At 68.2% G+C, this 25,279-nt stretch carries 25 protein-coding genes and 1 pseudogene; 12 read left to right on the top strand and 14 right to left on the bottom strand.

The window, feature by feature from the left end; genetic code table 11:
• Positions 1-67: 67 nt before the first annotated feature.
• From era to hrcA, 8 genes are all read right to left on the bottom strand, one after another.
• Positions 68-979 (bottom strand): GTPase Era, encoded by a 912-nt coding sequence (gene era / locus ACQHI0_RS02360; protein WP_427906290.1) that lies wholly within the window; start codon positions 977-979, stop codon positions 68-70.
• Positions 972-1,307: a cytidine deaminase gene (locus tag ACQHI0_RS02355; protein ID WP_427906289.1), complete on the bottom strand. Its 336-nt coding sequence runs from the start codon at positions 1,305-1,307 to the stop codon at positions 972-974. Before ACQHI0_RS02355 ends, era begins: the two co-directional genes overlap by 8 nt.
• On the bottom strand, positions 1,300-2,673 hold the full coding sequence (locus ACQHI0_RS02350; protein ID WP_427906288.1) for a hemolysin family protein: 1,374 nt from the start codon (positions 2,671-2,673) through the stop codon (positions 1,300-1,302). The genes ACQHI0_RS02355 and ACQHI0_RS02350 overlap by 8 nt, the downstream gene beginning before the upstream one ends.
• Positions 2,670-3,218 carry an rRNA maturation RNase YbeY gene (ybeY, locus tag ACQHI0_RS02345; protein ID WP_410875054.1) on the bottom strand — a complete coding sequence of 183 codons (549 nt, stop codon included), beginning with the start codon at positions 3,216-3,218 and terminating at the stop codon, positions 2,670-2,672. Before ybeY ends, ACQHI0_RS02350 begins: the two co-directional genes overlap by 4 nt.
• Positions 3,219-3,325: 107 nt before the next feature.
• Entirely contained in the window at positions 3,326-4,390 is a 1,065-nt protein-coding gene (locus ACQHI0_RS02340) for a PhoH family protein (protein ID WP_427909055.1), read from the bottom strand.
• Positions 4,391-4,590: 200 nt separating this feature from the next.
• Complete coding sequence (locus ACQHI0_RS02335; RefSeq protein WP_427906287.1) at positions 4,591-5,331, bottom strand: 16S rRNA (uracil(1498)-N(3))-methyltransferase; 741 nt, start codon at positions 5,329-5,331, stop codon at positions 4,591-4,593.
• A gap of 5 nt (positions 5,332-5,336) precedes the next feature.
• A complete protein-coding gene (gene dnaJ, locus ACQHI0_RS02330; RefSeq protein ID WP_101463914.1) occupies positions 5,337-6,491 on the bottom strand; it encodes a molecular chaperone DnaJ in 1,155 nt (384 codons plus the stop codon).
• Between the two features lie 130 nt (positions 6,492-6,621).
• Complete coding sequence (gene hrcA, locus ACQHI0_RS02325) at positions 6,622-7,656, bottom strand: heat-inducible transcriptional repressor HrcA (protein WP_427906286.1); 1,035 nt, start codon at positions 7,654-7,656, stop codon at positions 6,622-6,624.
• 335 nt (positions 7,657-7,991) lie between these two features.
• Here hrcA and ACQHI0_RS02320 point away from each other — a divergent pair, with 335 nt between their 5' ends.
• Positions 7,992-8,441 carry a hypothetical protein gene (locus ACQHI0_RS02320; protein WP_427906285.1) on the top strand — a complete coding sequence of 150 codons (450 nt, stop codon included), beginning with the start codon at positions 7,992-7,994 and terminating at the stop codon, positions 8,439-8,441.
• Positions 8,438-9,871, top strand: a complete 1,434-nt coding sequence (locus tag ACQHI0_RS02315; protein ID WP_427906284.1) for a hypothetical protein — start codon at positions 8,438-8,440, stop codon at positions 9,869-9,871. Before ACQHI0_RS02320 ends, ACQHI0_RS02315 begins: the two co-directional genes overlap by 4 nt.
• A gap of 66 nt (positions 9,872-9,937) precedes the next feature.
• On the opposite strand, the gene ACQHI0_RS02310 is transcribed toward ACQHI0_RS02315, so the two are convergent.
• From ACQHI0_RS02310 to ACQHI0_RS02300, 3 genes are all read right to left on the bottom strand, one after another.
• Entirely contained in the window at positions 9,938-10,180 is a 243-nt protein-coding gene (locus ACQHI0_RS02310; protein WP_266298616.1) for a hypothetical protein, read from the bottom strand.
• Between the two features lie 249 nt (positions 10,181-10,429).
• Complete coding sequence (gene hemW / locus ACQHI0_RS02305) at positions 10,430-11,617, bottom strand: radical SAM family heme chaperone HemW (protein WP_427909054.1); 1,188 nt, start codon at positions 11,615-11,617, stop codon at positions 10,430-10,432.
• Positions 11,618-11,797: 180 nt separating this feature from the next.
• Positions 11,798-12,226, bottom strand: a complete 429-nt coding sequence (locus ACQHI0_RS02300) for an SgcJ/EcaC family oxidoreductase (protein WP_427906283.1) — start codon at positions 12,224-12,226, stop codon at positions 11,798-11,800.
• Positions 12,227-12,660: 434 nt separating this feature from the next.
• Here ACQHI0_RS02300 and ACQHI0_RS02295 point away from each other — a divergent pair, with 434 nt between their 5' ends.
• The 7 genes and pseudogenes from ACQHI0_RS02295 (at position 12,661) to ACQHI0_RS02265 (ending at position 19,832) form a co-directional block, all read left to right on the top strand.
• The gene (locus ACQHI0_RS02295) at positions 12,661-14,445 is read left to right on the top strand and encodes a nitrite/sulfite reductase (protein WP_427906282.1); all 1,785 of its coding nucleotides are present in this window, start codon (positions 12,661-12,663) and stop codon (positions 14,443-14,445) included.
• A 20-nt stretch (positions 14,446-14,465) separates the two neighbouring features.
• Positions 14,466-15,185 (top strand): phosphoadenylyl-sulfate reductase, encoded by a 720-nt coding sequence (locus tag ACQHI0_RS02290; RefSeq protein ID WP_427906281.1) that lies wholly within the window; start codon positions 14,466-14,468, stop codon positions 15,183-15,185.
• Positions 15,182-16,135, top strand: a complete 954-nt coding sequence (gene cysD / locus ACQHI0_RS02285; RefSeq protein WP_427906280.1) for a sulfate adenylyltransferase subunit CysD — start codon at positions 15,182-15,184, stop codon at positions 16,133-16,135. The genes ACQHI0_RS02290 and cysD overlap by 4 nt, the downstream gene beginning before the upstream one ends.
• Complete coding sequence (locus ACQHI0_RS02280) at positions 16,135-17,430, top strand: sulfate adenylyltransferase subunit 1 (RefSeq protein WP_427906279.1); 1,296 nt, start codon at positions 16,135-16,137, stop codon at positions 17,428-17,430. The genes cysD and ACQHI0_RS02280 overlap by 1 nt, the downstream gene beginning before the upstream one ends.
• 233 nt (positions 17,431-17,663) lie before the next feature.
• Positions 17,664-18,047: pseudogene (locus tag ACQHI0_RS02275) on the top strand (sirohydrochlorin chelatase); the annotation flags it as partial.
• Positions 18,048-18,218: 171 nt separating this feature from the next.
• Positions 18,219-18,683: a CbiX/SirB N-terminal domain-containing protein gene (locus tag ACQHI0_RS02270; RefSeq protein ID WP_427909053.1), complete on the top strand. Its 465-nt coding sequence runs from the start codon at positions 18,219-18,221 to the stop codon at positions 18,681-18,683.
• A 228-nt stretch (positions 18,684-18,911) separates the two neighbouring features.
• Positions 18,912-19,832, top strand: coding sequence for a hypothetical protein (locus ACQHI0_RS02265; RefSeq protein ID WP_427906278.1), 921 nt, complete (start codon positions 18,912-18,914; stop codon positions 19,830-19,832).
• 164 nt (positions 19,833-19,996) lie between these two features.
• On the opposite strand, the gene ACQHI0_RS02260 is transcribed toward ACQHI0_RS02265, so the two are convergent.
• A complete protein-coding gene (locus ACQHI0_RS02260; protein WP_427906277.1) occupies positions 19,997-20,620 on the bottom strand; it encodes a TetR/AcrR family transcriptional regulator in 624 nt (207 codons plus the stop codon).
• A gap of 103 nt (positions 20,621-20,723) precedes the next feature.
• On the opposite strand from ACQHI0_RS02260, the gene ACQHI0_RS02255 reads away from it, so the two are divergent.
• The gene (locus ACQHI0_RS02255; protein WP_427906276.1) at positions 20,724-22,139 is read left to right on the top strand and encodes an MFS transporter; all 1,416 of its coding nucleotides are present in this window, start codon (positions 20,724-20,726) and stop codon (positions 22,137-22,139) included.
• Positions 22,140-22,154: 15 nt separating this feature from the next.
• Positions 22,155-22,850: an SGNH/GDSL hydrolase family protein gene (locus tag ACQHI0_RS02250; protein WP_427906275.1), complete on the top strand. Its 696-nt coding sequence runs from the start codon at positions 22,155-22,157 to the stop codon at positions 22,848-22,850.
• On the opposite strand, the gene ACQHI0_RS02245 is transcribed toward ACQHI0_RS02250, so the two are convergent.
• Positions 22,834-23,805, bottom strand: a complete 972-nt coding sequence (locus tag ACQHI0_RS02245; RefSeq protein WP_427906274.1) for a helix-turn-helix transcriptional regulator — start codon at positions 23,803-23,805, stop codon at positions 22,834-22,836. The genes ACQHI0_RS02250 and ACQHI0_RS02245 overlap by 17 nt on opposite strands.
• A 94-nt stretch (positions 23,806-23,899) precedes the next feature.
• Here ACQHI0_RS02245 and ACQHI0_RS02240 point away from each other — a divergent pair, with 94 nt between their 5' ends.
• Positions 23,900-24,310 carry a VOC family protein gene (locus ACQHI0_RS02240; RefSeq protein WP_427906273.1) on the top strand — a complete coding sequence of 137 codons (411 nt, stop codon included), beginning with the start codon at positions 23,900-23,902 and terminating at the stop codon, positions 24,308-24,310.
• A gap of 99 nt (positions 24,311-24,409) precedes the next feature.
• Here ACQHI0_RS02240 and ACQHI0_RS02235 read toward each other — a convergent pair whose 3' ends face one another.
• Positions 24,410-25,207, bottom strand: a complete 798-nt coding sequence (locus ACQHI0_RS02235) for an HAD family hydrolase (protein ID WP_427906272.1) — start codon at positions 25,205-25,207, stop codon at positions 24,410-24,412.
• Positions 25,208-25,279 lie beyond the last annotated feature (72 nt).

Below are 25,279 nucleotides of genomic sequence, written 5' to 3'. Positions count from 1 at the left end.
AGCGAAGCACACCGAACGAACCGGCGTGTTCGCCGAACGATACCCCGAACCGCCGACACTCAAACGGTCAAAAGCCCAGCTTCCCCAGCTGTTTCGGGTCGCGCTGCCAATCCTTGGCTACCTTCACGTGCAGGTTCAGGTAGATGCGGGTGCCGAGAATGTGCTCGATCTGTTTGCGGGCATTCGTGCCCACGTCCTTGAGGCGGGCGCCGTTCTTGCCGATGATGATCGCCTTCTGGCTGGGCCGCTCCACGTAGAGCAGGGCATGCACTTCGAGCATGTCCTCGTTCGCCTCGTAGGGCTCGATGTCTTCGATGACCACGGCCAGCGAGTGCGGAAGTTCGTCGCGCACGCCTTCGAGGGCCGCCTCGCGGATCAGCTCGGCCATGAGGGTTTCCTCCGGCTCGTCGGTGATCTCGCCGTCGGGATAGAACGCCGGGCCCTCGGGCAACTGCGACGCGATCAGGTCGACGAGCACCTCGACCTGTTCGCCCTTCACGGCCGACACCGGAATGACCTCGGACTCGGGCCCGAGCAGCTTCGACAGTGCCATCAACTGGTGGGCGATCTCGTCGCGGCCCACCTTGTCGATCTTGGTGACCACGCCGAGGATCTTGGTCTTGGGCGCCATCATCCTGATCTGCTCGACGATCCAGCGGTCACCGGGGCCGATCTTCTCGTCGGCCGGGATGCACAGCGCGATGAGGTCGACCTCGGAGTAGGTGTCGCGGACCAGGTCGTTGAGGCGCTGGCCGAGCAGGGTGCGCGGGCGGTGCAGACCGGGGGTGTCGACCAGGATCAGCTGGGCGTCCTCGCGGTGCACGATGCCGCGGATGGTGTGGCGGGTGGTCTGCGGGCGCGAGGAGGTGATCGCGATCTTGGTGCCGACCAGCGCGTTGGTGAGCGTCGACTTGCCGGTGTTGGGGCGGCCGACGAAACAGACGAAGCCGGAACGGAATTCCTTGCCGGAGTCAGCCACCGTGCACCTCGCTCAGCACGGCGCCGCCGCGGTCGGTACGGATGACCGAGGCCGCGGGCGATACCTCGCGCAGCGCGTCGACGCCCGCGTCCTCGGCAGCACCGCCGACGACGACCGCGGCTTCGAAACCCTCGGCGCCGCTCGAGATCGCGGCGGCCACAGCGGCCTGCAACGCGGTCAGGCGCAACGCGGTCAGCGCGACCTCGCCCGCGGCGTAGGTGCGGCCGTCGGTGTCGCGCACCGCGGCGCCGCTCGCGCCACCGGTGCGGCCCAGCGCGCCACGCGCCAGTACCAGCAGTTTGTTGTCCTCGGCGTTCAGTTCACTCATGGTGTTCTCCGTTGTCGTCGGGCACGCGCACCTGGTCGGTGTCGGCGGTTGCCTCGTCAGTCGTGCCCTTACGGGGCTTGTCGGTCTTCTTCTCCGCTTTGTCTTTGTCCTTGTCGGCGGCCCGGCGTACCAGCACGGTGTTGACCCGCATGCGCCCACGCGCGTCGGCGCCACCCTCGCCACGCAGCACCAGCCCGAAGACGGTCACCTTGGAGCCGGGCAGCGGGACGCGGCCCAGCTCGTGCGCGAGCAGCCCGCCCACCGTGTCGACGTCGTCGTCCTCGATGTCGAGGCCGTAGAGCTCCCCCAGGTCTTCCACCGACAGCCGCGACGAGACGCGATAGCGGCCGTCACCGAGGTCTTCCACGGGCGGGGTTTCGTCGGTGTCGTACTCGTCGTTGATCTCGCCGACGATCTCCTCGAGCACGTCCTCGATGGTCACCAGTCCCGCGATGCCGCCGTATTCGTCGACCAGCAGCGCCATGTGATTGCGGCGGCGCTGCATTTCGTCGAGGAGTGCGTCGAGCGGCTTGGAATCGGGAATGAAGATCGCGGGCCGCATCACCTCGCGCACCGACACCTTGCGGGCGCGATCGGCATAGGGCACAAGGTCTTTCAGATAGACCACGCCGAGCACGTCGTCGACGTTCTCGCCGATCACCGGGATCCTCGAATGACCGGAGCGCACCGCAAGTGACATCGCCTGGGCGGCGGTCTTGTCGTCTTCGATCCACACCATCTCGGTGCGCGGCACCATCACCGCGCGCGCCGCGGTATCGCCGAGTTCGAACACCGACTGGATCATCCGGCGTTCGTCGTCGGCCACCACGCCGCGCTCGCGGGCCATGTCGACCACCTCGCGCAGCTCGATCTCGGAAGCGAAGGGTCCGTTGCGAAATCCCTTACCGGGGGTGATCGCGTTGCCGAGCAGAATCAGCAGGCGGCTGACCGGGCTGAGCACCGCGCCGATGATCTGCAGCGGTACGGCGGCGGCGAGCGCGATCGAGTAGGCGTGCTGGCGGCCGAGTGTGCGCGGGCCGACGCCGATCACGACGTAGGAGACAACGACCATCAGCGCCGCGGTGACCAGCAGCGCCGTGCTCTCGTTCCACAGGTCGAGGGTGGCGGCCGCCAGCAGCACCGTCGCGGTGATCTCGCACAGAATGCGCAGCAGGACAACGAGATTCACATAGCGCGGGCGGTCGTCGACGATCTTGCGCAGTCGGGCGGCGCCCGAGCGCTCCTCGCGGACCATGTCGTCGAGCCTGGCCCGCGACACCGTGTTCAGTGCGGAGTCCACGCCCGCGAACACCCCGCCGATACCGATCAACACGATCGCCAGCGGGATCAGGGTCAGAGCTGTCACGCGGGGCCTTCACCGGGTGCGGTGAAACCTGCCTTGCCGAGTAGTCGGTCGTCGCGCTCGGCCAGCTCGGCACGGCGCTGTTCCTCGCTCAGGCTCACGTACCACTCCTCGAGCAGCTGGCCCTGCAGCGCGAACATCTCCTTCTCCTCCTCCGGCTCGGCATGGTCGTAGCCGAGCAGGTGGAGCACGCCGTGGACGGTGAGCAGGGCTAGCTCGTGGTCGAGCGAGTGTTCGGCCTTCTGCGCCTGACCCATCGCGAACTCCGGGCACAGGACGATGTCACCGAGCATGGACGGGCCTGGCTCCGGGCTGTCGGGACGACCGCCGGGCTCGAGCTCGTCCATCGGGAACGACATCACGTCGGTGGGACCGGGCAGATCCATCCAGCGCACGTGCAGGTCGGCCATGGTGTCGAGATCGACGAGCACCATCGACAGTTCGGCCGCCGGATGGACGTCCATCCGGGCGATCACGAAACGTGCGACGCTGACCAGGTCTTCTTCGGGAATGTCCATACCCGATTCGTTGGCGATCTCGATGCTCACCTGTTCAGGGTACGGTGCTGGCCCGACGCCGCCGGGAGCGGCATCGGGCCAGCTTGATCGTGTCCCGCCCCGATCACCGGCCCCGCCCGCCAAGGGCACAGTGACGGTTACCGACGGTCGGTACGACCGGCTGCTCGGCGCTGGGCGCGATTGCCCGGGTAGTGCGGGCCGGGGAGCGCACGGGTCTCGGATTCGAAGCGGTCGTAGGCGTCGACGATGTCGGAGACCAGCCGGTGGCGGACCACGTCGGCGCTGGTGAGCTCCGAGAAGTGGATATCGTCGATATCGGTGAGGATCTCCGCGGCTGCCCGCAGACCCGAGCGCTGCCCGTTGGGCAGGTCGACCTGCGAGATGTCACCGGTGACCACCATCCGCGAGCCGAAGCCGAGGCGGGTGAGGAACATCTTCATCTGCTCGGCCGTGGTGTTCTGCGCCTCGTCGAGAATGATGAACGAATCGTTGAGGCTGCGACCACGCATGTACGCCAGCGGCGCGACCTCGATCACACCCGAGGCCATCAGCTTGGGGATGGCCTCGGGGTCCATCATGTCGTGCAGGGCGTCGTAGAGCGGGCGCAGGTACGGGTCGATCTTGTCGTTGAGCGTGCCGGGCAGGAAACCGAGGCGCTCGCCTGCCTCGACCGCGGGCCTGGTCAGGATGATGCGGGTGACCTGCTTGGACTGCAGCGCCTGCACCGCCTTGGCCATGGCCAGGTAGGTCTTTCCGGTGCCTGCGGGTCCGATACCGAACACGATGGTGTTGGCGTCGATCGCGTCGACATAGCGCTTCTGGTTCAGCGTCTTGGGGCGGATGGTCTTGCCACGGCGCGACAGGATGTCCAGGCTCAGCACCTCGGCGGGCGATTCGGACACGCCCTCGTCGGTGAGCATGGAGATGGTGTGGCGCACCGTCTCCGGGGTGAGCACCCGGTTGCGGCCGGTCATCGCGACGAGTTGCTCGATCACCCGCTCGGCCAGCGCCACATCGCCCGCTTTACCGGTGATGGTGACGGTGTTGCCGCGAACGTGGATGTCGGCCGGGAGCAGTTTCTCCAGCTGACGCAGGTTCTGGTCGGCCGAGCCGAGGAAGCCGAACACCGACTCGGGGGCGAGCTCGATGCTGGAACGCACGGTTCGCGCCGCGGGACCAGCACTGTTACCGCCTGCGCCGATGTTGGATACGGGGTTGGTGGGGTTGCCGATCTCGCCTGAGTTCTTCAAAAGTGGCTACAGCCTGCTTCCGGTTTCGACCTGGTGTTCGATGAGATCAGTTTACCGCCGAGCACTGACACCGCACAGTGGTTAAAAATGCGCCCGTGGTATGCGCTGCGCGACCTCATCGGGATACCCGTTCCCGGCCGGTCCACTCCTGCTCACCAGCGTGCGGTCAACGCCCCCAGCGCGCCGAGCGCGACGGCGGCCGCGGTGGAGGTCCGCAGGACGGTCGGGCCGAGGAGCACGACGTCGGCTCCGGCCGCCGCCAGCGCGGCCAGCTCGGCGTCGTCGAGGCCACCTTCGGGGCCGACGATCAGAACCACTTCGCTCGCCTCGGCCAGCGGCAGTTCGGTGAATCTGCCCGCGCCGGATTCATGCAGGGCAGCGACGATCGCGCCGTCCGCCTTGGCTTTTCGCACCAGCTCCACCAGGTCGCGGGTGCGGTGCAGGCCGGCGATTTCGGGGATGTAGGCGCGCCGGGATTGGCGGGCCGCGGATTTGGCCGCCGCACGCCACTTCTCGATCCCCTTGGCGGCCTTGGCTTCCCAGTTCGCGACGCAGCGCGATGCCTGCCACGGGACGATCAGGTCGGCGCCCGCCTCGGTCATCAGTTCGACGGCCAGCTCGGAGCGATCCGACTTCGGCAAGGCCTGCACCACGGTCACCTGCGGGGTGGGCGGTGTGGCCGTGCGCCGGTCGCGGACCGCCAGCTCCAGGCGATCCTTCTGGGCCGAGACGACTTCTGAGTCGGCGAGCACACCGTGTCCGTCGGACAGGGTGATCGGCTCGCCGACCTTGATCCGGCGCACGGTCGCGGCATGGCGACCCTCCGGACCGTCGAGCACCGCGACGGCACCCGGCTCGGGCACCTCGTCGAGGTAGAAGACCGTCGCGGCCACGTTTGTCAGCGTCCGCTGAACGACGCGCGCAGCCGGGCGAACAGGCCGCTGTTGTGCTCGGACTGCGTCGACATCACCTCGGCGCGATCCTTGTCACGCATGCCCTTGAACTTGCGCAGCAGATCGGTCTGCCTGCCGTCGAGCTTGCTCGGGACGACGATGTCGAGGTGGGCGAGCAGATCACCGCGCGCACCCGAACGCAGCCGCGGCATGCCGTGCGCACGCAGCTGGATGACCTCGCCGGGCTGGGTGCCCGCCGCGATGGTGAGTTCGGTGGGGCCGTCGAGGATGGTGTCGACCACCACGGTGGTCCCGAGGATCGCGTCGACCATCGGCACCCGCACGGTGCAGTGCAGGTCGTCACCGTCGCGCACGAAGGTGTCGTGGGGCTGCTCGACGACCTCGACGTAGAGGTCACCGGCGTGGCCGCCACCGGGGCCGACCTCGCCTTGAGCGGCCAGCCGAACCCGCATGCCGCTGGCGACACCAGCCGGGATGGGCGCGGCGATCTCGCGACGAGCGCGGACCCGGCCGTCGCCGCCGCACTTGTTGCAGGGGTCGGGGATGGTCTCGCCCGCGCCACGGCAGGTGGGGCAGGGACGCGAGGTGAGCACCTGGCCGAGGAACGAGCGCTGCACCGACTGCACCTCGCCCGCGCCGTCGCAGGTCTCACAGCGGACCGGCTTGGAGTTGCCGTTGGTGCCCGAGCCCACGCAGACATCGCACAGGATCGCGGTGTCGACCGTCAGGTGCTTGGTGACACCGACCGCGCATTCGGCCAGGCTCAGCCGGGTGCGGATCAGCGAGTCGGCGCCGGGCTGCACGCGACCGCGCGGTTTGCGCTGGCCACCGCCCTGGCCGCTCATCCCGCCGAAGAAGGCCTCGAAGACGTCGCCGAGGCCGCCGAAGCCCGCGCCGTTGAATCCTGCTCCGCCGCCGCCGTTTTCGAGCGGGTCACCGCCGAGGTCGACGATCCGGCGCTTCTCGGGGTCGGTCAGCACCTCGTAGGCGGTGGAGACTTCCTTGAAGCGGGCCTGTGCGCCCTCGTCCGGGTTCACATCGGGGTGCAGTTCGCGGGCCAGTTTGCGGTAAGCGCGCTTGAGCTCCTGGTCGGTGGCGTTCTTGCCGACGCCGAGCAGTCCGTAGTAATCCCGTGCCACGTGAGTTCTCTAGTCCTTGGTCGGTGTGGGCCGGCCGAGCGCCGGGCGCATCCTTTAGTCGAATCCACTCAACTTTACCGGCCGAAGTATCGACCTTAACAGTCCGGCTGTCTCGGTTCCCGAGCTGGCTTCACCTTTCGGCGAGCACCTCGCCGATATAGCGGGCGACAGTCGCGACCGACGCCATGGTGCCGGGGTAGTCCATCCGGGTGGGGCCGAGCACGCCCATGCCGCCGAGGACGGCACCCGCCGCACCGTAGCCGGTGGAGACCACCGAGGCGCCGCGTATCTGCTCGACCTGGGTCTCCTCGCCGATCTGCACCATCACCTGACCCGGCTGCTGCGCGGCGGCGAGCAGTTTGAGCACGATGACCTGTTCTTCCAGGGCTTCCAGCACGCTGCGCAGGGAACCGGGGAATCCGAAATCGGCGACGTTGCGGGTGAGGTTGGCGGTGCCGCCGAGGACCAGGCGTTCTTCGGGATGTTCGACCAGCGTCTCCACCAGGACGGTGGAGACGCGAACCAGCACGTCGCGGATCTTGGCCGGTGCGCGTTCGGGCACGCCGGCCACCGAGGCGCTGGCCACCGAGAGCAGCTTGCCGTCCATCGCGCCGCCGAGCAGGCCGCGCACGGCGGCGAGGTCGTCATCGGAGATCACCGCGCCGAGGTCGACGATGCGCTGATCGACGCGACCGGTGTCGGTGATCACCACGAGCAGCAGGCGGGCCGGGTTGAGCGCGACCACCTCGATGTGACGCACGATCGAGGCCGAGACGGTGGGGTACTGCACCACGGCGACCTGGCGGGTGAGCTGGGCCAGCAGGCGCACGCCGCGGCGCAGGACGTCGTCGAGGTCGACACCGGATTCGAGGAATTCCATGATGGCCCGGCGCTCGGCGCCCGAGAGGGGTTTCACCTCGGCGATCCGGTCCACGAACTCGCGATAGCCCTTGTCGGTGGGGATGCGTCCCGAACTCGTGTGCGGCTGGGTGATGTAGCCCTCGGCCTCCAGCACCGCCATGTCATTGCGGATGGTGGCGCTGGAGACGCCGAGATTGTGCCGCTCCACGAGCGACTTCGAGCCGATCGGTTCCTTGGTGGCGACGTAATCCGCGACGATCGCTCGCAGGACCTCGAAACGTCGATCTTCGGTGCTCGACGCCATCGACCCCACCTTCCTCGCTCGTGCCCGGTACGTCGTGCGGGCCCGTTCGCACAGGGTCGCACGCAGACGCTCGGAGCGTCTGGTGTCCAGTCTAATTGTCTTGTTCCCGCTCGCCGGATCGCACGGTCGTCCGGCATCGAACTGTCATGCGCGGGATATCCGGCATCGGGGGCGGTGTTCGGGCTGTCGGCACCGGGCGGCCAGGCGAAAAGTTATCCACAGGCCCGAGTTATCCACAGGTGGGATTTCGGGGGTTGTCCGGGTGGGTCCGCCGAAGTAGGTTCGGAACCGAATCAGGGGGTTTACCAGCATTTTTCAGCCATCGAGGGGGAACTGTGGCGCAACCGAGCGCGGGCGGCGAAACATGGAATCTCGGGTCAGGCGCACTCACGATGCGACCGGCGGAGTTCGCGGGGATCGATGCCGCGTGTGACGAACTTCTGCGGGCCATCACGCGGATTCGCGCGCTTGCCGTCGAGGTCGGCGAGCGCGGGCAGTGGGGACTGGGCGAAGACAATGCCCGGCTGATATCCGCATCCACCTTGGTGGCGAGATTGCGTTCGCTGGCGGGGGCGAAAGAAAACAGCATCGCGGCCACCTTGGATGCGCATTCGCGGATTATCGAGGATATTCGGCAGTTGTTCCGCGGCGCGCGCGATCGGATCGTTCATGCCGACCAGGAGTGGACCGGTCAATTCAATTCCATGGAATCGACTGCAGGACAATCTATTCCATCATCTCAGGGGTCGGTGTGGTCGGCCGCGAGAAACCAGGTCTTGCCGTGAGTGCCACGCAATGGCGTGTTCCCGGCGGCGGGGAGAACACGCATTCGTGGCGACACCGCGAGATCGTCGCGGCTTTCGAATCGCTCCAGGTGACCGAGGCCATGGCACAGGCCGAGATGTTCGAACAGATCGCGCGGTGGTGGGACGACAGCCTGTGCGTCTTCCGGCACGCGATGGGCGAGCTACTCGCACAGGCTTGGTCGAGTACGGGCGGCGCGGCGGCTGGTTCCATGGTCGACACTTACGTGACGCAAGCACGCGATCTCAGCGTGGCACTCGAGAAGGTGCCGGAACTCGTTCGGACGGCGGCCGAGGCGATCGTGGCGACCAAATACGCGATTCCGCCACTGATTGCCGCCGAGGCGGGTGCGTCGGCGCAGGCAAACAGGGCGGTCGGCGCGGATTCGGCGTGGTCGGTGAGCGACAGCGTGGACGACGCGGATTCGGCTGCTGCGCACGGTGCGGCGTCCGCGGCGGAGGAGAACGCGCGGGCGGAGATGCGGCAGCGGTACGTCGTGCCGTTCGGCGAGCTGATAGAGCGTATTCCGTTGCTGCCCATGCCAACTCGGCGTATTGGCGCAGTGGGCGAGCCGGGCGATCGGCGGCTGCTGGTCGAGGGCTGCGGGGCGGTTGAACCTGTCGGCGCGACAGCGGAATCCGGCGGCCGCGCTACCCGCCTCGCCGTCGACGCGACGGCGGAGTCGACGGGCCTCGAAGGCGGCGAGGCCGACGGGGCAGGTCTGCGTGGTGGCGGCACTTCGCCTGCGTCGGCGGCGCCGGACCATGTCATGGCCGACGGTATGGGGCAACCTGTCAGCGCCGTGTCGGCGCCCGCGGCTTCGGGCACAACCGGAGGTGTGGCATCGCCGGGTCGTGCAGGTGTTTCGTCGCCGGCCGGCGCAGGTATTTCGGTGCCCGGTGGCGCGGGTATTTCGGTGCCGGGTGGTGCAGGTTCACTCACAGCACCTTGGCGGAATTCCCCTGTGTTCAGCGGCGATCCAGCGACCGCCTCGGCGGGGCGCAGTTCGCCGACAAGTCCGTACGCCGGACTCTCATGGACTGCCGGGGATACAGGTGATCGATCATCGAGTGGGCCGCGATATCAGCCGACCGGTCAGCATGACGCGCAGCGGCCAGGGATAGTCGGGCACAGTGTTCCCGGCTCGGCGGGTTCAGCTATCGGCGCGAATTCACCAGCGGGGCACACGGCAACCCGGTCGGTCGATCGCTACTTCCACTGTGCCGGGGCGCCGCAGACCTTGCCTGCGCCGGCGGAGGATGCGGCGCGCGGGCTACCGGCGTACTTGATCACCTCGGCGAATACCGCGGAACTGCTCGGTGAGCCACGACCGGCGATTGCCGGTGGGGTCATCGGTGCGGATGAACTCGTGCGCGACGAGCAGCGCTCACGATCGGCGACGCGGTGCTGACGGCGATGTCAGCGAATCGCGAGAGCGCCGGCAGTGGCCACCCACATCGGGGTGGCCGGTGCCGGATCAGACGCGGGCAGCCGCGCCGCAGCGGGCGGCGGAGTCGGGGGCGCCGACTTCCTTGCCCGCGAGGGCGTCGAGACCGAGCATCGCCAGCAGCGACGTGCAGTCCTCGGCGTCGTTCGAGTGCGAGGCGACCGTCCGCGCGGCGACCGCGCACTGACGAGCGTTCTCCGCCTTCTCAGCGGAGCGCGCTTCGGCGAATTCGCTCTGCTCGTGGACGAGGGTGATGTGCCGTTCGGTGGACATATAACTCCCTAGGATCGAGCCAAAGCCTACGCCCCTAATCGTTATCTTCCACCCCGAACCCACCGAACATACCCTTAGAGCACCCCAATGCTCTGGGCCTCTCACCAGGTGTGCATTGGCGGAATACACCAGGATGACCGGGCAATCTCTGGTTCGGATCCCAAGCCGAAGAAATCTCGAAATTCAGATCACGATGACATCACCGCCCGCGTGTTTCCCACTCGGTCCGAGTGAGGCAGCGGCGTCAATTCAGTCGAGGAGGTAGCGCACGATGCCGTCGGCGAGCAGGCGCCCGCGGTCCGTGAGGACCAGACGGTCGTCAGCGATCCGGGCGAGGCCGTCGGCCAGGACGCGGTCGAGGGCCACGGTTGCCGAGGGGGCTAGATCAGCGAGGGGCAGGCCGGTGCGGAGGCGGACGGTGAGCATGAGGTGTTCGGTGTAGCGCTCTTCGTCGGTGAGGGCCTCCCAGCCCGCGGCCGGGAGACCGCCGTGGGCGACGCGATCGGCGTAGCGGGCGGGATGTTTGACGTTCCACCAGCGGACACCGCCGACGTGGCTGTGGGCGCCGGGGCCCGCGCCGAGCCAGTCACCACCGTCCCAGTAGCCGAGGTTGTGCCGGCAGCGGGCGGAATCGTTTGCGGCCCAATTGGATACCTCGTACCAGGACAGACCGGCAGCGGCGAGACGGGCGTCGATGCGCTCGTAGCGGGCGGCGAGGACGTCGTCGTCGGGAGCGGGCAGTTCACCACGACGGACCTTGCGCGCCAAGGCAGTTCCATCTTCGACGATCAGAGAGTAGGCGGAGACATGATCGACACCGGCGGCCAGCACCGCGTCCAGACTCAGATCGAGATCGGCATCGGTCTCGCCGGGGGTGCCGTAGATCAGATCGAGGTTCACGTGATCGAACCCGGCCGCGCGCGCTTCCTTCGCCGCGGCGACCGCGCGACCCGGAGTATGCGTGCGGTCGAGCACCTTCAGCACATGCTGTGCGGCGGACTGCATGCCGAGCGAGATCCGGGTGTAGCCGGCCGCGCGCAACCGCTCGAAGAACTCGGGCGAGGTCGATTCCGGGTTCGATTCGGTGGTCACCTCAGCATCGGCGGCCAGGGTGAAATTCGCGCGAACGGCATCGAGCACCGACGCGAGGCCGTCCCCGCCGAGCAGCGAGGGAGTCCCGCCGCCGACGAAGATCGTCGACACCTCGGGGGTCGCGCTCGGCAGTGCGCCGAACTCGGTCGCGGCGGTCGCGAGTTCCCCGCGCAATGCCTCGAGCCACGACTGTGGCGACGCCGAGGTACCCAACTCCCCCGCCGTGTAGGTGTTGAAGTCGCAGTACCCACAGCGCGTGGCGCAGAACGGCACGTGCACGTACACCCCGAACGCGCCGCCCCCGAAATCGCGCAGCACCGGCCGATCGGCATCGACCGTTGTCACGCCGGGAGCCCCGGAAGCAGCGCTGGTAGTCACGCCTCCAGTCTCCCCGGGTCGAGGGAAACCATCGCGCCCGGCCCCTTCGCCGACTCATGCGTGGCCGATTCGCCGCCGCGCCGCAGCCCAGGTCGCCGGATCGGCGAACGGTGGGCTTCGGTGCGCGCCGATCAGCGCCCTGGCGCGTCAGTCCGTCACGACTGGTGTGTTCTGGTTGGCGGTGAGCACCCAGGTGCCCGCTTCCTTGGTCATCACGTACATCGGTGTGCCCTGACCCGACAGCTCGCCGTCGAGGGTGAAGTAGCTCTGGCGAATCTTCACGGCGGCGACATCGGGTCGCAGGAACAGCACGTGCTCGACCTCGTAGGTCGCGGTGCCGTGCGTGGTGGCGCCGGGCAGCACCTGCGCCGTGAACTCGGCGATGGCCGGGCGGCCGAACAGTCGCTTGCCGTGTCCGGTGGTCCAGATCGCGTCTTCCCGGAAGACACCGACGAATTCCTCGGCCAGTTCGTTGGCCTGTGCGTGCGCGATGGTGTCGACGATCGCGCGGATGGCGGCGAGTTCGGTGTCGAGATCGGCGGGCGTCTGACCGGTAACAGTGGCGTCGTTGCTCATGTCACTACTGTGCAACCTCGAGCGCGCTCCAGGTCAACCGAGCTGTGCGGCAGGGCACACGCGCCGCCGCGGGTGCATCACAGGTCGCTTTCCGGCAGCGAACTATGACCCCCGTCACAGAACAGGACGGCCGTCCAGGGAATTTCCCCCAAAAGTGCGGGAAATATCTCCTTGCGGTCGGAACGACCAGGCTGACGTGGCACAATAGGCACATGCACGCAACTGGAGTACGACTCGTGGCCCGTCGCCACGTCGACTTCCAGCGTGTCTGCAGCGCCTGTTGTCGGCCCGGTTTCCACCGGTAGCGCAGCGGCGTCCACGCCCGGGTATCCCCCGGTGCCTTCGACTTTCATCGGCCCGCTGACCGCCTGACGCGAGCCAGCCCCTCGCGCCTTCAGCACGGATGTCCAATCACCCCGCAGGAGCGACCCACCATGACGTCGAGCACCGACGCCGGTTCGACCGAACAGTCGACGGCGCAGGCCCGCACTGAGCGTTCAGCTGCCCAGCGCCCGGCCCGCCCGAGCACCGATGCCCCGGTCGCACCGCGCGCCCGCACCGGCAAGCCGGTCCGCCGCCGGTCCGAAGGCCAGTGGGCCCTCGGCTACCGCGAGCCGCTGAACCCGAACGAGCAGTCCAAGAAGGACGACAACCCGCTCAACGTGCGTTCGCGCATCGAGAACATCTACGCCAAGGGCGGCTTCGACTCGATCGACAAAGCCGACCTGCGTGGCCGTTTCCGCTGGTGGGGTCTCTACACCCAGCGTGAAGAGGGCTACGACGGCACCTTCACCGACGACGACAACATCGACCTGCTCGAAGCGAAGTACTTCATGATGCGGGTGCGTTGCGACGGCGGTGCGCTCTCCGCCGCCCAGCTGCGCACGGTCGGGCAGATCTCCACCGAGTTCGGCCGCGACACCGCAGACCTGTCCGACCGCGAGAATGTCCAGTACCACTGGATCGAGGTCGAGAACGTCCCGGAGATCTGGCGCCGGCTCGAGTCGGTCGGTCTGCACACCACCGAGGCGTGCGGCGACTGCCCCCGCGTGGTGCTCGGTTCGCCGCTCGCGGGCGAGTCGCTCGACGAGATCATCGACCCCACCTGGGCGATCGACGAGATCGTCAAGCGCTACATCGGGAAGAAGGAGTACTCGAACCTTCCCCGCAAGTTCAAGACCGCGATCTCGGGCCAGCAGGACGTGGTGCACGAGATCAACGACGTCGCCTTCGTCGGCGTGAACCACCCCGAGCACGGTCCCGGCCTCGATCTGTGGGTCGGCGGCGGACTGTCCACCAACCCGATGCTGGCTCAGCGCGTCGGCGCTTTCGTGCCGCTCGAAGAGGTCCCCGATGTGTGGGAAGCGGTCGTCTCGCTCTACCGCGACTACGGCTACCGCCGCCTGCGCACCAAGGCCCGCCTGAAGTTCCTGATCAAGGACTGGGGCATCGAGAAGTTCCGTCAGGTGCTCGAGGACGAATACCTGAAGCGCAAGCTCATCGACGGGCCCGCGCCCGAGCAGCCCGCCAAGCCCATCGACCATGTCGGTGTGCAGAAGCTGCGCAACGGCCTGAACTCCGTCGGCTTCTCCCCCATCGCCGGTCGCGTCTCGGGCACCATCCTGAGCAAGGTCGCCGACGCCGCCGAGAAGTACGGCTCGGATCGTATCCGCTTCACGCCGTACCAGAAGCTGATCGTCCTCGACATCCCCGACGACCAGGTCGACGCGCTGATCGACGAGCTCGAACCGCTCGGTCTGCAGGCCCGCCCCTCGGTCTGGCGCCGAAACCTGCTGGCGTGCAGTGGCATCGAGTTCTGCAAGCTCTCCTTCGTCGAGACCCGTAAGCGCTCGCAGGTGCTGGCGCCCGAGCTCGAGCAGCGCCTGGCCGACATCAACGCCGAACTCGACGTGCCGATCACCATCAACATCAACGGCTGCCCGAACTCGTGCGGCCGGTCCCAGATCGCCGACATCGGCTTCAAGGGCCAGCTCGTCGACGACGGCACCGGGAATCAGGTGGAGGGTTTCCAGGTTCATCTCGGAGGCAGCCTCGGCCTGGACAGCGCGTTCGGCCGGAAGTTGCGCCAGCACAAGGTGACCAGTGTCGAGCTCGGTGACTACATCGATCGCGTCGTCCGCAACTTCGTCAAGAACCGGGAATCCGGGGAACGCTTCGCGGTGTGGGCGGTTCGCGCCGACGAAGCCGACCTCCGATAGTCGATGAGGAGATCCCCACTGTGACAACGAATCTCGCGGCCAAGCTGTCCGAAGACGAACTGCGCGCGCTCGCCGAGCAGGGCGCGGCCGAGCTGGGCCCCGATGCCTCGCCCGCCGACCTGATCGCGTGGACCGACCGCAATTTCGGCAACGGCTACATCGTCGCCTCGAACATGCAGGACGGCGTGCTGGTCCACCTGGCCGCGCAGACCCGTCCCGGTGTGGACGTGCTGTTCCTCGACACCGGCTACCACTTCGCCGAGACCATCGGCACCCGCGACGCGGTCGAGGCCGTGTACGGGGTGAACGTGGTGAACGTGGCGCCCGAGGCCAGTGTCGCCGAGCAGGACGCACTGCTGGGCAAGGATCTGTTCGCCCGTGACGCCGCCGAATGCTGCCGACTGCGCAAGGTCGTCCCGCTGAAGCGCTCATTGAGCGGCTACAACGCGTGGATCACCGGCATCCGCCGCGTCGAGGCGCCCACCCGCGCCAACGCGCCGCTGATCTCGTTCGACGAAGCCTTCGGCCTGGTGAAGATCAATCCGATCGCACCGTGGTCCGACGACGAGATGCAGGCCTACATCGAGGCTAACGGCATCCTCGTCAATCCCCTGGTGGAGGAGGGCTACCCGTCCATCGGCTGCGCACCGTGCACGCGCAAGCCCGAGCCGGGGTCCGATCCGCGCAGCGGCCGCTGGGCCGGTATCGCCAAGACCGAGTGCGGATTGCACCAATCATGACTATCACCGGGAGTGAGCCTGTGAGTACCAACACCACCGAACGCGATCTCGGCCTGACCGAGTTCGACACCCTCGCGGCGCTGGAATCCGAGGCGATCCACATCTTCCGTGAGGTCGCGGGCGAATTCGAGCGCCCCGTGATCCTGTTCTCCGGCGGCAAGGACTCCACCGTCCTGCTGCACCTGGCACTCAAGGCCTTCTGGCCCGCGCCGCTGCCGTTCACGCTGCTGCACGTGGACACCGGGCACAACCTCGACGAGGTGCTTGAGTTCCGCGACAAGGTGGTCGAGCGCTACGGCCTTCGCCTGCACGTCGCCTCGGTCGAGGAGTACCTGGCCGACGGCCGTCTGACCGAGCGCCCCGACGGCATCCGCAACCCGCTGCAGACCGTGCCGCTGCTCGACGCCATCACCGAGCACCGCTTCGACGCGGTCTTCGGCGGCGGCCGTCGCGACGAGGAGCGTTCGCGTGCGAAGGAGCGCATCTTCTCGCTGCGCAACGCCTTCGGCCAGTGGGACCCGAAGCGTCAGCGCCCGGAGCTGTGGAACCTCTACAACGGCAAGCACGCTCCCGGTGAGCACGTGCGGGTGTTCCCGCTGAGCAACTGGACCGAGCTCGATATCTGGCGCTACATCGCCCGCGAGGACATCGACCTGGCGTCGATCTACTACGCGCACGAGCGTCCGGTGTACTCCCGCGACGGCATGTGGATGACGCCCGGTGTGTGGGGCGGCCCGAACGAGAACGAGGTCCTGGAGACCCGTTCGGTGCGCTACCGCACCGTCGGCGACGGTTCCACCACCGGCGCCATCATCTCCGACGCCGCCGACAACCAGGCCATCCTGGCCGAGGTCGCGGCATCACGACTTACTGAGCGTGGCGCCACTCGCGGCGACGATCGTGTCTCGGAAGCCGCCATGGAAGACCGCAAGCGAGAGGGTTATTTCTGATGTCCGACCTATTGAGGCTGGCCACCGCCGGTTCTGTCGACGACGGCAAGTCAACCCTGGTCGGGCGGCTGCTCTACGACACGAAGTCCGTGCTGGCCGATCAGATCGACGCCGTCACCCGCGCCTCGGTCGACCGTGGACTGTCCACCCCGGACCTGTCGCTGCTCGTCGACGGCCTGCGCGCCGAGCGTGAGCAGGGCATCACCATCGACGTGGCGTACCGCTACTTCGCTACGCCCAAGCGGTCTTTCGTGCTCGCCGATACGCCGGGGCACGTGCAGTACACCCGCAACACGGTGTCCGGCGCGTCCACCGCGCAGCTGGTGATCCTGCTGACCGACGCGCGTAAGGGCGTCATCGAGCAGACCCGTCGCCATGCGGCCGTGCTCGCGCTGCTCGGTGTGCCGCGGCTGGTACTCGCGGTGAACAAGATCGACCTCGTCGACAACCCGGCCGAGGTGTTCGCCGAGATCTCCGCCGAGTTCAACGACCTCACCTCGAAGCTGGGCTGGGCCACCGAGGACGTCATCGAGATCCCGGTCTCGGCGCTGCACGGCGACAATATCGCCAGCCGCTCCGAGAACACCCCGTACTACACCGGCCCCTCGCTGATCGAGCACCTGGAATCCGTTCCGGTGGACGCTGATTCGACCGGCACGCACGCGCTGGGTCTGCGTTTCCCCGTGCAGTACGTGATCCGCCCGCGCACCGCCGAATACCCCGACTACCGCGGTTACGCGGGTCAGATCGCGGCCGGTTCCGTGTCGCCCGGCGACGAGATCGTGGTACTGCCCTCGGGTAAGAAGACCACCGTCGAGCGCATCGACACGCCGGACGGTGAACTGGCCGTCGCACAGGCCGGGCGCAGCGTGACGCTCATCCTGGCCGATGAGGTCGACATCTCGCGCGGCGACATCATCGCCTCGGCGCACGACGCGCCGGAGTCGATCGACACCTTCGACGCGACGGTGTGCTGGCTCGGCGACAAGGGCCTTCGCCCCGGTGCCCGGCTGCTGCTCAAGCACGGCGCCAAGACCACGCAGGCCATCGTCGGCGCGCTCGTGGAGCGGTTCGACGAGCAGACGCTGACCGCGCAGCCGAGCCCGGAGTCGTTGGAGCTCAACGACATCGGTCGCGTCTCGCTGCGGCTGGCCGAGCCGATCCCGGCCGACGACTACCGCACCAACCGGCACACCGGGTCGTTCCTGCTGATCGACCCCGCCGGTGGCAACACCCTCGCGGCCGGCCTGGTCGGCGACGTGCTGACCTCGGTCGAGGTCGGTACCGCGGTCTGATGTATCGCCTGCCCGCCCCGCCGCGTGGTGCCGTCCCGGTGCCGCGCGGCAGAGGCGGGCCGGTATCGGTCGCCCCGCCGACGGCCGCCGTCGCAGTGCCGCGCGGCAGTGGCGGGCCGGTGCCGATCGCCCCGGTTACGGGTGCCGTCGCAGTGCCGCGCGGCGATGGCGGGCCCACATCGATCGGCCCGGCTACGAGTGCGATCGTGGTGCCTCGTGGCAGTGGCGACAGGCTGTCGGTTACCCCGCTCGGTGGCGGTGGACCCGCATTGATCGCGGTCGCCCACGGCAGCCGTGATCCGCGTTCGGCGGCGACCATGGCGGCAGCGGTCGCCGAAGTAGCCGCCGCTCGACCCGACATCCCGGTCCGGCTCGCCTTCCTGGATCTGAGCGCGCCCTCGGTCGACGAGGTGGTCGACGACCTCGCTACCCGGGGCCACGCCGACGTGATCGTCGTTCCGCTGTTGCTGGGCAACGCCTTCCACGCCCGCGTCGACCTCCCCGCCCTGCTGGCCGACGCCACCCGCCGCCATCCCCACCTCCGCCTCACCCAGGCAGCCGTCCTCGGCCCCGATCCGCTGCTCATCGCGGCACTCGCCGACCGGGTCGCGACGGCGTACCGACTCCCCGTACCGCCCGGCTCGTCGCCCGCCGTGCCGACCCCTCCCGATCCAGCGGCACCGACGCCGCACGGCACATCCGTGTTCCCGGAGTCGGCCACTGACTGCGTGGCGTCGTCCGATCAACCCCATCCGTCGCGCGGCATCCTCACCGGGTCTCGATTCCGGATGCCCGCGGATCGACGCGCGGCGGCGACCGTTCTCCCGGCGCCGACGGCGGCGAGTTCCGGTCTCGCGTCGGTGAGCGTGGTGACACCCGCGACGGGACCACTGGGCGACCCCGCGCTGGGAATCGCTGTCGCCGCTGTCGGTTCGCGCGATGCCGCGGCCAATCGCCGGACCTCGGTGGTGGCGCGGCGGCTGGCGGCCATGACCGGTTGCCTGACCGAAATCTGCTTCGCCACAGTCGAACCCGGTATCGAGCGGGCTGTGGATCACCTGCGAGCCCGCGGGGCCGAGCACATCGTGGTCGCGCCGTGGTTCCTGGCGCCGGGACTACTGACCGATCGACTGGTCACCGCCGCACCCGCCCTCGTGCACGCCGACGTCATCGGAGCGCACTCGGCGCTGGTCGAGGTGATCTGGGCTCGGTACGACAGCTCCGTCGCCACTGATCTCGAACTTTCCGCCTGATTCGGACTCTATCGCGACGAGGCTTTCCTCGGACGCCGAGAGCTGCCGCGCCGACCCACCCTGAGGCAGTGCCTACTCAGGACTAGCTGCGCGGCGTCCGTAGGTTCTCACCACGCTGTACACAAGGCCTTTCCAGTGGCATAGGTCACAGGCCTCACCCTCTTTACTAGATACCCCCCAGGGGTATATGTTCGTATCAACGCACAGCGAACCGAGAGAGGCGAAACGATGACCACCAACGCCCACGCCCACCACACCGCCGGCCCGGTCGAGCACGCAGGCACCGACACGCACGCGGGCCACGTCGGCCACATCCAACATGGCGGCACACACGCAGATCACGCCGAACACGGTGGCGCGCACGCAGGACATGAAGGTCACGCTGCACACGGTGGCGCGCACGCCGGACACGGTGCGGGTTTGCCCGGAGGCCTGCAGATCACGCAGGACGGGTACACCCTCGACCTCGACACCACGATTGCCGACCCGGGCCGGATCGACTTCCGGTTCCGGATCCTCGGACCGGACGGGACTGCGGTGACCGAGTTCGACGCGATTCACGATCGGGAACTGCACCTGATCGTGGCGCGGCGCGAGTTGACCGGGTTCTGGCATGTACACCCGCGACGGGAAGCGGACGGCACCTGGGTGATTCAGCTGGATCTGCCCGAGGCCGGGGCCTACCGGGTGTTCACCGATATCGCGCCTCGCGCGCTCGGCCGCACCATCACCCTCGGCGCCGATCTGGCGATCGCGGGACACTATGCACCGCAACCGGTTCCAGCAGTGAACCGCGCCACCGAGGTCGACGGCTACGAGGTGGCCGTGGACGGCGAGTTGCGCGCCGAGGGCGATCTACTGACGCTCACCGTGCGCAGGGACGGCGAGCCGGTGACGGATCTACAGCCCTACCTGGCAGCCTTCGGCCACCTCGTGATCCTGCGCGCGGGCGACCTCGCCTACGTCCACGTCCATCCCAACGGCGAGCCGGGTGACGGCATCACCCCAGCGGGACCCGAAATCACTTTCCACACAGCGGTTCCCGGCCCGGGTACGTATCGCCTGTTCCTCGACTTCAAACACCACGACGTCGTCCGGACCGCCGCGTTCACTCTCACCACCCAGCACGCACCCGAACATCACCACTGATCCGCCAGGAGAAACCAGCCCGACGCGTCCCGCTCTCGGCGCCGCTACCCAGATCCGGTAGCGGCGCCGTTCTTGCGTCCGGCTCCCGTCGTTCCGACGCGCCACGTCGACCAGGACCAGGCGCGCGGAGTCAGGATGATCCTCGACCGGGCGCGACTTCCCGACTAGGCCCCACTCGGCACGTCGGACAACAAGCGGTTCGCGATGGTGCGTGCGGCCTCGACGCGGGCCGAATCCCCCGTCTGACAGGCGATATTGGCGGCGCTCACGATCGCATCCAGTTCGAAGACCAGGAGGTCGGGGTCGACGTCGGCGAGTTCGCCCATGGCTCGAGCCTTACGGACCTCGGCGGCCAGGAACGACAGCCAATCGTCGTGGTCGGCGACGACGGCGTCGCGCACGGGGCCGGGCTTGCTACTGAATTCGGTGAGGGTGGCCACCCGGAAGCAGCCGCCGGGGAACGGAGGGTCTTCGATGTGGGCGAACCAGCGGTCGATCAGCGCGCGGATCCGGGCTCCGCCGCGTGGAGCGCGCAGGCCAGGGGCGATGACTGCTTCGATGAAGATGTCGCGGCCTGCCTGGACGGCGGCGAGTTGCAGGGCTTCTTTGGTGCCGAAGAGGGTGGCGATGCCACTTTTGCTGATGCCGAGGTCGGTGGCGAGCCTACCGATGCTGAGACCGTCGAGACCCTCGACGGAGGCGAGTTCGGCCGCGCGACGGGCGATGGAGGCACGCGCCCGGGCGCCCTTGGCCAATCGCTGGTCACTCGGTTCGGTCAGCTGGGTCATGTGAGTCATTGTTCCACCACGGGGTTGCGAAGGCGAACGATCGGTCGTACTTTTATTTACGAACGATCGTACGTTCTTATTTCTCTCATCGAAGGAACCTCGCATGACCGACGTGTCCGCTCGGCCCGAAGATCCGCTCAGCACAGCCACTCCCGGCACCGGCGCCGCGGGCCGCACCCTCGCCATCGCCGCGGGTGCGGCATTCATCGCCTTCCTCGACCTCTCCGTCGTCAATATCGCGTTCCCGACGATCGCCCTGAGCTATCCCGGCACCTCCACCGGCACGCTGACCTGGATCGTCAGCGGCTACGCGATCGCGTTCGCGGCACTGCTCACCCCGGCCGGGCGCCTCGCCGACGCGCTGGGCCGGCGCCGCCTGTTCGCACTGGCGCTGGCCGGATTCGCCGTCACCTCCCTGCTGTGCGGGCTCGCGCCCGGCGCGGACTGGCTCATCGCGGGACGGGTTCTGCAGGGCATCGCGGCGGCGTTCATGGTCCCCGCGGCCCTCGGGCTGGTCCTGGAAGCCACACCGAGGGAAAGGATCGGCGCCGCGATCGGCGCCTGGTCGGCGGCCGGTGGGTTCGCGGCGGTGGTCGGTCCGGCACTCGGTGGTGCGTTGGTCGAGGTGTTCGGCTGGCGTGCGGTGTTCCTGATCAATGTGCCGATCGCCTTGATATTGATCGTGCCGGGACTTCGGCTGCCGGGCGGCGGCAAGATCGCGCGCGATTCGACATTGCCCGATCCGCTCGGCACTCTCGCCGTCGCGATCGGGCTCGGTGCGATCGTCGCGGCTGTCACCGAAGGTCAGTCGTGGGGTTGGACCGCACCCGGCACGCTCCTCGCGTTGCTCGGCGGCCTCGCGCTCACGGTGTTCGCGCTGGTTCGCTCGGGTCGGCAGGCCAACCCCGCTGTCGCCGTATCACTGTGGCGGGAACGGCAGTTCGCGTTGGCGAACGCGGGCTCGTTGCTGTTCGGCGCCTCGATGTTCGCGTGGCTGCTGGCCGGTCCGCTGTTCCTCGACGCCATCTGGGGCTATTCCGTACTCGAGTCCGCGGCGGCGCTGACCGTCGGCGCGGTGGCCTCGATGGTGACCGCCGTGGTCACCGGGCGAATTACGGCACCCGCGGGCCAGCGGTGGGTCGGCGTGCTCGGCGGGCTGATGTCGACGGCCGCGCTGGCCTGGATGAGCACCGACGCCTTCGGGCCCGAACCCGCGCTGTGGACGGCGTGGGTCCCCGCCGGGCTGCTCGGCGGCGGTGGGATCGGCATCGTCGTCACGGTTCTCGGCACGGCAGCGGCGAGTTCGGTTCCGCCGCAACAGTTCGCGGCGGGCATCGGCATGAACCTGACCGCTCGCCAGGTCGGTGGCGCGCTCGGCATCGCGGTGCTGGCGGCGATCTTCTCGGCGACATCGGACCCACTTCGCGGCTTTCACATCCTGTTCGCCGTGGGCGCGGCGATCAACCTCGCCGTCGCCCTGCTGCTCGCCTTCCCTTCACCTACCCGTTCGACCACCTGAACCGAGGAGATCGACATGTCTTCCAGCACACCACTGTCCGTGCAATTCCTCGCCGAGGCCGAGGACCCACTGGTCCTCGCACCGGAGCAGGTCACCGCGCTGCTGGCCGGCGCACCGTGGCAACGGTTCGCGGTGCTCGGTGATTCCATCGCCGCGGGGACCGGCGATCCGAGTCCCGGATACGCCCCTACCGGCTGGTCCGATCGGGTCGCGGCCGGTCTGGCTTCGGCGAATCCCACCCTGGCCTACCGCAATACCGGCCGGATCGGCGCGACCAGCGGTCAGGTGATCGACCTCCAGTTGTCCGAAATAATCGAATTCGCACCGGATCTCGTCCATCTCAGCTGCGGCGGCAATGATCTGTTCACCGCGGGCGGCGATGTCGATCGGCTGCGCGAGAATCTGTCGACGATCCTCACCGCGCTGGCCGACACCGGGGCGCGGCTGTCGATATTCACGATGGCCGACGTGTGGTCCGTCGAGCGGATGGCGCCGATGCGGGCCATGCGGCCGCAGATGATCGTGCTCAACGAGATGTTGCGGGCCGCGGCCACCGAGTTCGATGTGGTGCTCACCGAATTCTGGAACCATCCTTTGCAGTCGCGACCCGAGCTGATGAGCGCGGATCTCATCCACTTCACCACGAGTGGGCAAGCGGTCGTCGCCAGCGAGGTGGTCAGATCGCTGGCCGGGCTCATCGACCGGGCGTAGTGGCTGCGGGGCCGTCGACGCTGTTGTCGCGCACCAATTCAGTGCCGAGCGCTACTAGTTCGGATCTGACCTCGGCGGGCCCGACGACCTCCACGTCGGCGCCCCAGCCCGCCAGTTGCCGGGCAACCATTTTCGCGGTGTCGGCGGTGATCTGTGCTCGCACCCGGCCGTCCGGATCAGGGCCGAGCAGGGTGCAGTTGCGGCCCTGCTGGTCGGCCAGGATGGGCGCGAGTTGCGCGGAGACGAGGACCGTCGCGGCGACGGCGGCGCGACGGCCCTCCATCTGCTCGACGATCTGAGACCACTGCGCGTACAGATCGAAATCCGCGGGCCGATCGGCTGTCTCATCGAGGGTGACGACGTCGACGATGCGGTCGAGACGAAAGGTTCGCTGCCCGCGGTCGGTGCCCGCGATGAGGTACCAGACCGTTTCCTTCTCGACCAGGCCCCACGGGTCGATCGTGCGGACCGTGCGTTCACCCTTGCGCAGATAGTCGATGCGTACGCGCCTGCGATCCACCACCGCGCGCTGCACCGTGTCGAGTACCGCCGGTGTCTGCGGATCCGGGCGCCCCCAGCGCGCGGGATCGACGACAACGGCATCGGCGGCCGCGGCCGCATCGGCTCGGAAGGTGTGCGGCAGCGCCCGAACCAGCTTGCGCAGTGCGGATTTCAGTTCGGGCACGGCCTGGGCGGCGGGGCCGGCCAGGAGGAACAGCGCCCTGGTCTCCCCCGCCGTGAGTCCGGAGAGGTCGGTGCGCGCGCCACCGATCAGCGACCAACCGCCGCCGCGACCCGATTGTGGGTAGACCGGGATGCCCGCGGCCGACAATGCCTCCAGGTCACGCCGGGCGGTCGCCACCGAGACCTCGAGCTCGGCGGCAACCTGAGCGGCGGTCACTCGTCCCCGCGCCTGCATCAACAACAGGGTGGCTACCAATCTGTCTGCTCGCATACTCGGTAATTCTGCCAAATAAAGTGCTCATTTGATGAGCACTTTCGCTGGCAAAGTCGTGTTCACACCGAAGCGACAACCGAATGGAGCAGACATGCTGCGCGGAATGGCCACCACCACCTACTACGCCGACGACCTCACCGCCGCCAAGGACTGGTACACCGAATTCCTCGGCATCGCACCGTATTACGAGGTTCCGGGCGGGTACTACGAGTTTCGGCTCGGGCCGTTGCAGGCCGAGCTCGGCATCATCAATCGCGCGTACGCCCCGGCTGGCGCGCGCAACGCGCCGGGCGGGGGTGGCGTGGTGTTCTGGCAGGTCGACGATCTCGCGGCCACCTTCGCCCGATTGCTCGAGTTGGGCGCCACCGAGTACGAGCCGATCACCGAACGCGGCGACGGTGCGGGTTTCGCGACCGCGGCGGTGCTGGATCCGTTCGGCAATGTCCTCGGGATCATGGCGAACCCGCACTACGTCGCGATGACCGCAGCGGCGTCCAGCTGATCGAGCCAGCCGGCGCAGATTCGGGCGACGACGGATGGGGGCGACGCTCAGCCTCCGCCGAGGTCTGCACCGGTAGCCGCCACGATCGCTGTCTGAGGCTCAGGCGAACCAGCGTTCGAGGACGGTGGCGACACCGTCCTCGTCGACGTGGCCGGTCACTTCGTCGGCCAGCGCGAGCACCTCGGCGGGCGACCCGGCCATCGCGACCGAATGCGCTGCCCAGCGCAACATTTCGCGGTCGTTGAAGCCGTCGCCGATGGCCAGGGTCTCATGGGCCTCGACGCCGAGGAGGTGCCGAAGTTGTTCCAGCGCCCAGCCTTTGGACACACCACGGCGGGAGACGGTGAGCCAGGGCCCGTACTCGCCGTGTACCCAGGACGCATCCGGAACGTCGAACGTTTGGAGCAGGCGCAGCATTTCATCGGGAGTGCCGTCGGGCCACCAGCCGTTGAGGCGCGGCGTCGGCACACTGCTCAGCTTGCGATGGTCGACGAGCTGGAAGTCGCCGATCGAGAACTCCCCCGGTCCGTGTCCGGTTGCCCAGGTGCCGACGCCCACTCGTTCCGCGGCGAAGACCATCGCCGGGAACAGCGCGCGCAACGCGAGCACGGCCGGGCCCGGGTCGAACGATTGGACCGCGACCGGCTCGCCGCGCGCCACGTCGATGTGCACAGCGCCGTTGGAACACAACGCATGTCCCTCCGACAGCCCGAGCTCGCCCAGAACCGGGCGCGTGGCGAGCAGGGTTCGCCCGGTGGTCACCACCACGTGCGCTCCCGCCGACACCGCCGCCCGTACCGCCGCGCCCACCCGCGCGCTGATCTCGAACCCCGTCGCCAGCAGGGTCCCATCCACATCGAGCGCGATCAGCTTCGGCGCTCCCCCAACTTCAGCCACCGCCCTATTGTGCCCGCCCCCACCGACACTCACGCCCGATTCACCACCGGCGCCATCCGCGGACACCCGGGC

Origin of the sequence: Nocardia sp. FBN12 (assembly GCF_050320175.1) — a bacterium.
In the GTDB taxonomy this organism is placed as follows: Bacteria; Actinomycetota; Actinomycetes; order Mycobacteriales; family Mycobacteriaceae; genus Nocardia.
Note: the sequence above shows the minus strand (reverse complement) of the source record. Positions and strands in the feature narration are given on the sequence as shown.